Origin of the sequence: Sphingomonas sp., assembly GCF_964263785.1 — a bacterium.
In the GTDB taxonomy this organism is placed as follows: domain Bacteria; phylum Pseudomonadota; class Alphaproteobacteria; order Sphingomonadales; family Sphingomonadaceae; genus Sphingomonas.
The window spans coordinates 39,511-50,008 of sequence record NZ_CAXVWL010000091.1 but is presented as its reverse complement, the minus strand read 5'-3'; the positions used below and the strand labels follow the sequence as shown (position 1 = coordinate 50,008).

Genomic DNA, 10,498 nt, shown 5'->3' with positions numbered 1-10,498 from the left:
GGAGGCGGCGCGCGCGCGCGGGCGGACCCCGTTCGTAGTGGTGCTGACCGACGGGCGCGGCAACGTCGCGGCGGACGGCGGCACCGACCGGCGCGCGGCGGAGGCCGACGCCGAAGCCGCGGCGCGCGCGATCGGCGCGGCGCGGATCGCCGCGGCCTTCGTCGACATCTCCGCCAGACCTCGCCCGGAGGGCGCCAGGCTAGCCGCGGCGATGGGCGCGCGCTACCTGCCGCTGCCGCGCGCCGACGCGACCGCGATGCATGCCGCGGTCGTCGAGGCGCAGCGCGCATGACTCGCGCGCCGAGCTGGACGGTCGAGGGCCGCGACTGGCCCAATCGCGCCGCCAGCCGCTTCGTCGAGACGCCGCGTATCCGCTGGCATGTCCAGGTGATGGGTGAAGGCCCGGTGCTGCTGCTGATCCACGGAACGGGCGCGGCGACGCACAGTTGGTGCGACCTTGCGCCGCTGCTGGCCGAGCGTTTCACCGTCGTCGCGCCCGACCTGCCCGGGCACGGCTTCACGACCGGGCGTCCGGTTGGCGGGCTGACGATGTCGGCAATGGCGCGCGCGGTCGGCGATCTGCTCGCCACGCTGGCGCTCGATCCGCAGGCGATCGTCGGTCATTCCGCGGGTGCGGCGATCGGCATTCGGATGACACTGGACGGCTTGGCGAAACCCAAAGCGCTCGTCGGACTGGACGCTGCGCTGCTGCCATTTCCGGGCCTTGCCGCCAAGCTGTTCCCGACGCTCGCGCGGATGCTGTTCGTCAATCCGTTCGCGCCGCACGTGTTTTCGGCGATCGCGCGCACTTCGGGGGAGACCGCGAAGTTTCTGGAACGCAGCACCGGATCGCGGATCGATGCGGCAGGGGTCGGCTATTACGAGCGGCTGTTCGCCACCCCGGCGCAATGTTCGGGCGCGATCACGATGATGGCGGACTGGGACCTGGAAGCGCTCAAGCGCGACCTGCCGCGGCTGGCGGTGCCGCTGCTGCTCATCCACGGCGGTGCGGACAGCGCGATCCCGCCTGCCAATGCGCGTGAGGCGGCGGCGCTGGTCGCGGACGCCGCGGTGACGATCCTCCCCGGTCTCGGCCATCTGGCGCACGAAGAGAGGCCCGCCGAGGTCGCGACGATCATCGAAACCTTCGTGGGAGCGCGGTGATGCACCAATCCTATTTCAGCCTGCTCGACATGGCGATCGTCGGGGTGCCCGTGTTCGTCATCGGCATCTGGCAGCTCGTTTCGATCAACCGCGAGATCGCCAAGGACGAGGCGAGCCGAGAGGACGACTCACCAAAAGGCTCGGGGCATCCGGTAGGGGAGCATCGACTGGACGACCGGTGAGCGGAAGCGCGCGAGCGACAGGCTTTCGTGCACCGCGCACACGTCCTCGCCGAACAGCCGCGTGTCGAGCGCCGAGCGCGCGTAGAAGGGCGCGTCGATCCACGTCTTGCGCACCCGCGGCGTCGATCCGGCGTCGGCGCGGGTCGCGCGCTTCACCAGCCAGCCGGTGCGCGGCAGCGGCGCAGGCGGCGGTGGGGCGACGTCATGCCAGCGCCCCTGCCGGTCGAAGCGCAATGCCAGATCGAACGGCATGCCGTCACCGCGGCGCCCCTCGTACAGCACCGCGACATCGTTCTTCAGATGCGCACGAGACCAGTTCCAGTCGTCGAACCCCGCCTCAAGCGGCTCGTCGCCGAAGTTCGAATCGAAATAGCCGTCGCCGGACCAGCGCACCCCGGGATAGGTCATCGCCACCTCGACCCGCGCGCGCGGCGCGACCGGGTGCCAGCGGTGGCGTCCGGCGGGATCGAGTTGGAAGGCGGTGGTGCCGATCATCTCCGGGGTGACACGCACCGTGCCGCGTACGCGATGGGGCAGCGGCGCGGAAATCTCGGCGATGTCGATCACCAGCGAATCGCCGTCCCAGCGCATCGCGCTCGGGCCCACCGCGAAGGTGTCCGCATCGCGCGTCATCCGCCGCCGCCCGCGCTCGGTCATCGCCCAGGCGGTCGCGCGCGGGCCAGTCAGCGAGACGTTGATCGCGCAATGATTGTCGGGATCGCCGCGCCCGCTCCATTTATAATAGGGCGAGAACACACTGCCGACGAAGGCGATGATCGTCAGCCCGTAGCGACCGTCCGCACTGGTGGCGTCGATATACCACCAGGCGTAGCCGTTCGCGCCGACCGCGACGTCGAAGCGCGGTCCCAATGCTGGCAATCTGCCAGCAGGCAGTCGACGGCTAATCGTGCGCTGAGCGCCGCCATCGGGACGCCCGCGCCGGGGTGGGTGCTCCCGCCCGCGCAATAGAGCCCAGGGATCCGCGTCCGGCTGCCCTGCCGGCGGAAGGAGGCCGCCCACCCGTGCGAGGCCGGTCCATAAAGGGCTCCACCCGTCCGTGGACACAGCGCGTCGAACCCCGAGGGCGTCGTCAGCACCGCCGAGTCCCCCGGATCGAGCGAAAGCCCCGCCCGCGAAAGCCCGCTGAGCATCCGCAACCTGCATGTGTCGATCTCCGCTGGAGTGAAGCCCTGTTCGTCGCCAAGCGGCGGCGCGTTGACGATGATCTGAACGCGCTCACGCGCGGGGGGGATCTGGACGCGCTCACGGCCGCCGGGCGCGGCACCGGCGTCATCGCGGTCCTGCGCGCACACATAGACGCTGGGACGATCGGCCAGCCGCCCGGCGGCGAGCGCGGCGAATTCGGACGGGTAATCGTCCGAGAAGAACACATTGTGCCGCACGAGCGGGAAGCCGGTGGCGCGTGCGTTGGCGGTCCACACCATCGCCGACAGCGACCGGCGACGCGGCGCGACCTTCGCGACCGCGCGCGAGGCCGCTATTCCGAACGCGCCATCGCCGATCGCCGCCGGATCGGCGTTGCAGACGATTCGGTCCGCGGCGATCCGCTCGCCGCTCGCCAATACCACCCCCGCGGCGCGCCCATGCTCGATCACAATCTCGCGGACGGGCGACGCGTAGCGGAACCGCGCGCCGCGGCGCACCGCCAGCGCCTCTAGCGCGGTTGCCAGCCGGTGCATCCCGCCCTCGATAAGCCACACCCCGCTCGCCTCGACATGCGCGATCAGCATCAGCGTGGCGGGGGCGGCGAACGGCGACGATCCGCAATAGGTCGCGTAGCGCCCGAACAGCTGACGCAGCCGCGGATCGGCGAAATAGCCGCCGAGCGCGCGCCACATCGAGGTGTAGGGGCGCAGGCTGCAATAATCGCGGAAGCCCGCCGCGCCCATCCGCCAGCCGAGCCGGATCGGATCGATCTTGCTCCGGCGCATGAACGGCGCATCCAGCGCATCGTGCAACCGTTTTGCCTCGGCGCGATACGCCCGGTAGCCGCGCGCCTCGGCCGCCCCCGCGAATGCGCCGATCGCGTCTTCGCCCGCCTGCGGATCGGCGAGCAGGTCGAGCCGTGCATCCCCCCAGGCGTGGCGTGCGAGGACGTGCGCGGCGCGAGTCGTCAGGTGGTCTTCGAGCGACTCGCCGCACTCGGCGAACACATCCGCAAACACGTCGCGCATCGTGAACACCGTCGGGCCGCCGTCGATACCCATGCCATCGACCGGCACCGCGCGCAGCTTGCCACCGGGGCCGGCAGCCGCCTCGACAACCGTCACATCGAGCCCGCGCGCGGCGAGGAGCGCGGCGGCGACCAGCCCTCCGATTCCCGCTCCGATCACCACCACGCGTTCGCCGGGCATCGCTTGCACCTCACGCCGATTGACGCGATCGTAGCATGTGTCCAGTTTGGTGGACATATGGAATTGTCTAGACTCGACGATTGGCGACTACGGTTCGCGCTATGGCGCAACGGAATATTGGGCAGTCCCCGGTTCCAGCGCTTCGCCTCGCGCTTTCCGGTGACGCGACCGGTCGCGCGGGCGCGGGCGCGGGCGCTGTTCGATCTGGTCGCAGGCTTCACCTATTCGCAGACGCTGGCGGCCTGCATCCAGACCGGGCTGCTTGACCTGCTCGCCGATGCACCGACGACCACCGCGCGCGTCGCCGCGCGGATCGACCTGCCCGAAGCCGGTGCCGAGCGGCTGTTGCGCGCCGCCGCCGCGATCCGGCTGGTCGAGGCGATCGGCGGGCAGTGGCTGCTGGGCGCCGACGGGGCGGCGCTGCGGGGAAACCGCGGCATCGCCGAAATGGTCGCGCACCACCATTTGCTCTATGCCGATCTTGCCGATCCGGTTGCGCTGCTGCGGCGCGGCGGCGGTGGCGGCGCGCTGTCGCGCCACTGGACCTATGCCGAGTCGACGGGCAGCGGCGATGCCGCGCAGGTAGGCGGCTATTCCGCACTGATGACGGCATCGCAGCCGTTGATCGCCGAACAGGTGCTCGACGCCTACCGGTTCGCGCGGCACCGCAGGCTGCTCGACGTCGGCGGCGGCGAAGGCGCATTCCTGGCCGCAGCGGGCGCCCGCGCACCCGCGCTCGACCTGGCGCTGTTCGACCTGCCCGCTGTGGGGGAGCGGGCGCAGGCACGTCTCGCCGCGGCAGGGCTCGACGGCAGAACGACGCTGTACGGCGGCGACTTCCTCGCCGATCCGCTGCCCAAGGGGTACGACCTGATCTCGCTGGTCCGGGTGCTTCACGATCACGACGATGCCCCGGCGCTGGCACTGCTACGCGCGGTTCACGACGCCTTGCCCCCGGGTGGCCGATTGCTGATCGCCGAGCCGATGGCGCGGACCCCCGGCGCAAAACCCGCGGGCGACGCTTATTTCGGGCTGTACCTGCTGGCGATGGGATCGGGCCGGCCCCGCAGCCCTCGGGAGATCGCGGCGATGCTGCGCGCTGCGGGGTTCGCGTCGTCGCGGCTGATCCGGACCGCGATTCCGCTCACCGCGAGGGTCATCGTCGCAAACCGCTGACATTTGCTGTCCAGATGCATTGACAATAAGAAGCGTCCAGATATTGTTACACCGGCTGGAGAGACCCCGTTCAGGGCCTCGGCGCAGGGGACGGTCGCAATGGAAGCGGTCGCAGTCATCTTGGAGGCACCCGAGCGGCTGGCGCTCCGCGCACTGACGCTCAATGCGCTGACCGCCGCCGACGTGCTGGTCGAGATCGCCTGGAGCGGCATCAGCTCGGGAACCGAGAAACTGCTGTGGTCGGGCCGGATGCCGAGCTTCCCCGGCATGGGCTATCCGCTGGTGCCAGGCTACGAATCGATCGGGCGCATCGTCGATGCGGGTGCGGACGTCCGCGCGCGGATTGGCGAGTGGGTCTTTGCCCCCGGTGCGAATTGTTATGCGCAAGCCCGCGGGCTGTTCGGCGGGACCGCGGAGCGCGTCGTCCTGCCCTCCGCCCGCGCCATTCCGGTCGACGAGTCGCTGGGCCGCGACGGCATCCTGACCGCGCTCGCCGCCACCGCGCACCATGCGATCGCGGGAGGCAAGCCGCCCGAGCTGATCGTCGGCCACGGCATCGTCGGGCGGCTGATCGCACGGCTGACCGTAGCAATGGGGGCGCCCGCCCCGACCGTCTGGGAGACCAACCCCGCGCGCCGCGATGGTGTGGGCTACAAGGTCGTCGACCCGGCGCAGGACGAGCGCCGCGACTACCGCGTGATCTGCGACGCCAGCGGCGCGGGCGATGTCCTCGACACGCTTATCCCGCGGCTGGCCCAGGGCGGCGAGCTGGTGCTCGCGGGCTTCTACGACCGCCTCTCCTTCGCCTTCCCGCCCGCGTTCATGCGCGAGGCACGGCTTCGCATCGCCGCCGAATTCACCCCCGCCGACATCGCCGCGACCAACGCGCTGATCGCCGGCGGCAGCCTGCGGCTCGACGGGCTCGTCAGCCACGTCCGCGACGCCGCCGATGCGCTCGACGCGTACCCGGCAGCGTTCGGTGACCCCGATTGCCTGAAAATGGTCCTCGACTGGAGAAGCCTGTGAGCATGTTCGATCCAGGCGTGTTGCGCGAGGAAGCCTCGTTCGAGCCCGATCCGGTGCCGACCGGCCCGGTGACCAAGGAAACGCAGATCATCGCGATCTACGGCAAGGGCGGCAGCGGCAAGTCGTTCGCGCTCGCCAACCTCAGCTATATGATGGCGCAGCAGGGCAAGCGCGTGCTGCTGATCGGCTGCGACCCCAAGAGCGACACCACGAGCCTGCTGTTCGGCGGCAAGTCGACCCCGACGATCATCGAGACCTCGTCCAAGAAGAAGCTGGCGGGCGAGGAGATCGGCATCGAGGACGTCTGCTTCCAGCGCGACGGCGTGTTCGCGATGGAGCTGGGGGGCCCCGAGGTCGGTCGCGGCTGCGGCGGGCGCGGGATCATCCACGGGTTCGAGACGCTGGAGAAACTCGGCTTCCACGAATGGGGCTTCGACTACGTTCTGCTCGATTTCCTGGGCGACGTGGTCTGCGGCGGCTTCGGCCTGCCGATCGCACGCGACATGTGCCAGAAGGTGATCGTCGTCGCGTCGAACGACCTGCAGTCGCTGTATGTCGCTAACAACGTCTGCAAGGCGGTCGAATATTTCCGCAAGATGGGCGGCAACGTCGGCGTCGCGGGGATGATCCTGAACAAGGACGACGGCACCGGCGAGGCGAACGCCTTCGCCGCGGCGGTCGGCATCCCCGTCCTGACCGCCATTCCCGCGAACGAGGATATCCGCAAGAAATCGGCCAATTACCAGATCATCGGCAAGCCCGGCGGCCAATGGGCGTCGCTGTTCGAGAACCTGGCCGAAAATGTCGCGAGCGCGCCGCCGCTGCGCCCCACCCCGCTCGACCAGGACGGGCTGCTGGGGCTGTTCAGCGCCGACATCACCGGCGCGGATTACTCGCTGAAGCCCGCGACCCAGGCGGATATGCGTGGCGCGGCGTATGTGGCGAAGCCGAGCCTCGAAGTCGTGTACGACACGGTTTGATCGTGGAGGCAACAATCCTTCCCCGCGATCGCGACCGCATCGACCTCGCCGCCGCAGCTCCGGTCGAGGGCGGCTGCGGATCGAAGGACACGATGCGCGACGCCGCAGTGATCGCTGGCAAGTCCGACATCCTCGACCGCTACGCCAAGGATTACCCGAAAGGCCCGCACGACCAGCCGCAGTCGATGTGCCCGGCGTTCGGCTCGTTGCGGGTGGGCCTCAGGATGCGCCGCACCGCCGCCGTCCTGTCGGGCTCCGCCTGCTGCGTATACGGCCTGACCTTCACCGCCCATTTCTACGGCGCCAAACGCAGCGTCGGCTACGTGCCGTTCTCCTCCGAGACGCTGGTCACCGGCAAATTGTTCGAGGATATCCGCGATGCGGTTCACGAACTCGCCGACCCCGCACTGTACGACACGATCATCGTCACCAATTTATGCGTGCCGACCGCCAGCGGCGTGCCGCTGCAATTGCTGCCCGACCAGATCAACGGCGTGCGCGTGATCGGCATCGACGTCCCCGGCTTCGGCGTGCCGACGCATGCCGAGGCGAAGGACGTGCTCAGCGGAGCGATGCTCGCCTATGCGCGCAAGGAGGCCGAGCAGGGCCCGGTCGCCGCGCCCAAGGAGCGCACCGATCGCCCGACGATCACGCTGCTGGGGGAGATGTTCCCCGCCGACCCGCCGGGCATTGGCCTTATGCTCGAACCGCTGGGCCTGGCCGCAGGCCCGGTCGTGCCGACGCGCGAGTGGCGCGAGCTCTACCAGGCGCTCGACTGCGCTGCGGTCGCGGCGATCCACCCCTTCTACACCGCGTCGGTCCGCGAGTTCGAGGCGGCGGGGCGGTCGGTGATCGGCTCGGCCCCGGTCGGTCGCGACGGCACCGCCGCCTGGCTCGACGCGGTCGGCAAGGCGTGCGGCATCGCGCAGGACAAGGTCGATGCGTCCAAGAACAAGTTCCTCCCCGCCATCGCCGCCGCACTCGCCGCCAAGCCGATCAAGGGCCGGATCACCGTCTCGGGCTACGAAGGCTCCGAACTCCTCGTCGCGCGGCTGCTGATCGAGAGCGGCGCAGACGTGCCTTATGTCGGCACCGCCTGCCCCCGCACCCGCTGGTCCGACCCGGACCGCGAATGGCTCGAAGCGCACGGCTGCCGCGTCCAGTATCGCGCCAGCCTGGAACAGGACATCGCCGCGGTATCGGAGTTCGGCCCCAACCTGGCGATCGGCACCACGCCCGTCGTCCAGCACGCCAAGCAGAGGGCCATTCCTGCGCTCTATTTCACCAACCTCATCTCGGCGCGCCCGTTGATGGGCCCCGCGGGCGCGGGGAGTCTGGCAATGGTGGTCAACGCCGCGCTCGCCAACCAGCACCGCTTCGACAAGATGCGCGACTTCTTCGAAGGCGTCGGCACCGGCGTGACCGCGGGTGTTTGGCAACAGACCCCAATCGACCGCCCCGAGTTCAAAGCGAAATTCGCCGCCAAACGCATCGCCGCCGCCAAGGCCGAAGAGCATATCGGCACATGACCCTGATCCTCGATCATGACCGCGCGGGCGGCTATTGGGGCGCGGTCTACGCGTTCACTGCGATCAAGGGATTGCAGGTGATCATCGACGGCCCCGTCGGGTGCGAGAACTTGCCGGTCACGTCGGTTCTCCATTACACCGACGGGCTGCCGCCGCACGAATTGCCGATCGTCGTCACCGGACTCGGCGAACAGGAGCTTGGCCGCGACGGGACCGAGGGGGCGATGAAGCGCGCTTGGGCGACGCTCGACCCCGATCTGTCCGCGGTCGTCGTCACCGGCTCGATCGCCGAGATGATCGGCGGCGGGGTGACGCCCGAAGGCACCAACATCCAGCGCTTCCTGCCGCGCACGATCGACGAGGATCAGTGGCAGGCGGGCGACCGTGCGCTCACCTGGCTATGGACCCAGTTCGGGCCGAAGAAGGTTCCTGCCCTCCGCCCGTTGCGCGACGGCGAGAAGCCCAAGGTCAATATCATCGGGCCGATGTACGGCACCTTCAACATGCCGTCCGACCTCGCCGAGATCCGGCGCCTGATCGAGGGAATCGGTGCGGAGGTCGGCATGGCCTTCCCGCTCGGCAGCCATCTCGCGGACGTCAAGAAGCTCGCGGCGGCGCAGGTCAACGTCTGCATGTACCGCGAGTTCGGCCGCGGGCTGTGCGAGGTGCTGGAGCGGCCATACCTCCAGGCGCCGATCGGGCTGGAGAGCACCACGCTGTTCCTGCGCAAGCTCGGCGCACTGACCGGCCTCGACCCCGAGCCGTTCATCGCCGCTGAGAAACACACAACGATCAAGCCGCTGTGGGACCTGTGGCGCTCGGTTACTCAGGATTTCTTCGGCACCGCCAGCTTCGGCATCGTCGCCACCGATACCTATGCGCGCGGCATCCGCAAGTTCCTCGAGGACGACATGGGCCTGCCCTGCACCTTCGCGGTATCGCGCTGCGCCGGGTTCAAGTCCGACAATCAGGCGGTCAAGGACATGATCCGCGAGCAACCTCCGCTCGTGCTGTTCGGCAGCTTCAACGAGCGGATGTACATGGCGGAGGCGGGCGGACGCGGGGTCTATATCCCCGCCAGCTTCCCCGGCGCGGTAATCCGCCGTCATATCGGCACGCCCTTCATGGGCTATGCGGGCGCGACCTACCTCGTCCAGGAAGTGTGCAACGCACTGTTCGATGCGCTCTTCCACATCCTGCCGCTGGCCGGACAGCTCGACAAGGTCGAGGCGACCCCGGCGCGGATCGAACGCCAGTTGCTCTGGGACGACGACGCCAAGTCCGATCTCGACGCTGTCGTCGAGCGCGAGCCGGTGCTGGTGCGCATCTCGGTCGCCAAGCGCATCCGCGACGCCGCCGAACGCGCCGCCCGGCGTGCGGGCGAAGAGTCGGTCACCCCCGCCCGCCTCGCGCTGGCGATCGTCGAAAGCCGCGCGTCGTGAGCGCGCCGGCACTGCCTTTGACAGCCTTTTCTCCCGCTGGCGGCATTTCCGCCGCGCGGGCCCACCGATCCCCGTGGCACGCCGTGCCGCGCGGATGCCGCCGCCGGGGAGCGCGCTTCACGCTCCTGCCCTCGTCGGGAACCAAGGAGACGTCGACATGAACGACCTACGCGAGAGAGACGAAAGGATGGGGATGGGCACGTACCTGACCCCCGAAGAAGCCAAGGAGTTTCACAAGCTCTTCGTGATGAGCTTCCTGGTGTTCACCGCGATTGCGGTCGTCGCCCATATCTTGGTGTGGATGTGGCGGCCTTGGCTCTGACGTCCGAGTGATCAGACCCTGACCCTCAACGAAAACGAGAAGGACCCACGACATGTGGAGAATATGGCTCATCTTCGATCCGCGACGCGCGCTGGTCGCGTTGTTCATCTTCCTGTTCGTGCTTGCGCTGCTGATCCACTTCATCCTGCTCAGCACCGACAAGTTCAACTGGCTGGATGGCCCGCGGCACGCCCAGGCGGTTCAGACGACGACGGCCGCACCGTCGGGCACCTGACCCACGCGCGCGTGGGTGGGGCGGGCTTTGCGCTTCACCCCGCCCACACGCTGCACCGCAAACATCG

Annotated in this window: 11 protein-coding genes and 1 pseudogene; 10 read left to right on the top strand and 2 right to left on the bottom strand. The window is 69.1% G+C overall.

The window, feature by feature from the left end; genetic code table 11:
- From ACE5C1_RS12410 to ACE5C1_RS12400, 3 genes and pseudogenes are all read left to right on the top strand, one after another.
- Window positions 1-292: pseudogene (locus ACE5C1_RS12410) on the top strand (magnesium chelatase); the annotation flags it as partial.
- Window positions 289-1,164, top strand: coding sequence for an alpha/beta fold hydrolase BchO (gene bchO / locus ACE5C1_RS12405; protein ID WP_374944385.1), 876 nt, complete (start codon window positions 289-291; stop codon window positions 1,162-1,164). The pseudogene ACE5C1_RS12410 and the gene bchO, both read left to right, overlap by 4 nt.
- A complete protein-coding gene (locus ACE5C1_RS12400) occupies window positions 1,164-1,346 on the top strand; it encodes a hypothetical protein (protein ID WP_374944384.1) in 183 nt (60 codons plus the stop codon). The genes bchO and ACE5C1_RS12400 overlap by 1 nt, the downstream gene beginning before the upstream one ends.
- On the opposite strand, the gene ACE5C1_RS12395 is transcribed toward ACE5C1_RS12400, so the two are convergent.
- Window positions 1,293-2,216: a hydratase gene (locus tag ACE5C1_RS12395; protein ID WP_374944383.1), complete on the bottom strand. Its 924-nt coding sequence runs from the start codon at window positions 2,214-2,216 to the stop codon at window positions 1,293-1,295. The genes ACE5C1_RS12400 and ACE5C1_RS12395 overlap by 54 nt on opposite strands.
- Window positions 2,126-3,721 (bottom strand): 1-hydroxycarotenoid 3,4-desaturase CrtD, encoded by a 1,596-nt coding sequence (gene crtD / locus ACE5C1_RS12390; RefSeq protein WP_374944389.1) that lies wholly within the window; start codon window positions 3,719-3,721, stop codon window positions 2,126-2,128. The genes ACE5C1_RS12395 and crtD overlap by 91 nt, the downstream gene beginning before the upstream one ends.
- 57 nt (window positions 3,722-3,778) lie before the next feature.
- On the opposite strand from crtD, the gene ACE5C1_RS12385 reads away from it, so the two are divergent.
- The 7 genes from ACE5C1_RS12385 to pufA all read left to right on the top strand — a co-directional run bounded on the left by ACE5C1_RS12385 (window position 3,779) and on the right by pufA (window position 10,431).
- The gene (locus ACE5C1_RS12385; protein WP_374944382.1) at window positions 3,779-4,897 is read left to right on the top strand and encodes a methyltransferase; all 1,119 of its coding nucleotides are present in this window, start codon (window positions 3,779-3,781) and stop codon (window positions 4,895-4,897) included.
- A gap of 99 nt (window positions 4,898-4,996) precedes the next feature.
- Window positions 4,997-5,923 (top strand): chlorophyll synthesis pathway protein BchC, encoded by a 927-nt coding sequence (gene bchC, locus ACE5C1_RS12380; protein ID WP_374944381.1) that lies wholly within the window; start codon window positions 4,997-4,999, stop codon window positions 5,921-5,923.
- 2 nt (window positions 5,924-5,925) lie between these two features.
- The gene (locus tag ACE5C1_RS12375; RefSeq protein ID WP_374944388.1) at window positions 5,926-6,903 is read left to right on the top strand and encodes a chlorophyllide a reductase iron protein subunit X; all 978 of its coding nucleotides are present in this window, start codon (window positions 5,926-5,928) and stop codon (window positions 6,901-6,903) included.
- A gap of 92 nt (window positions 6,904-6,995) precedes the next feature.
- Entirely contained in the window at window positions 6,996-8,432 is a 1,437-nt protein-coding gene (gene bchY / locus ACE5C1_RS12370; protein WP_374944387.1) for a chlorophyllide a reductase subunit Y, read from the top strand.
- A complete protein-coding gene (gene bchZ, locus ACE5C1_RS12365; RefSeq protein WP_374944380.1) occupies window positions 8,429-9,874 on the top strand; it encodes a chlorophyllide a reductase subunit Z in 1,446 nt (481 codons plus the stop codon). The genes bchY and bchZ overlap by 4 nt, the downstream gene beginning before the upstream one ends.
- A gap of 157 nt (window positions 9,875-10,031) precedes the next feature.
- Window positions 10,032-10,196 (top strand): light-harvesting antenna LH1, beta subunit, encoded by a 165-nt coding sequence (gene pufB / locus ACE5C1_RS12360; RefSeq protein ID WP_374944379.1) that lies wholly within the window; start codon window positions 10,032-10,034, stop codon window positions 10,194-10,196.
- Window positions 10,197-10,248: 52 nt separating this feature from the next.
- Window positions 10,249-10,431 carry a light-harvesting antenna LH1, alpha subunit gene (pufA, locus tag ACE5C1_RS12355; protein WP_374944378.1) on the top strand — a complete coding sequence of 61 codons (183 nt, stop codon included), beginning with the start codon at window positions 10,249-10,251 and terminating at the stop codon, window positions 10,429-10,431.
- Window positions 10,432-10,498 lie beyond the last annotated feature (67 nt).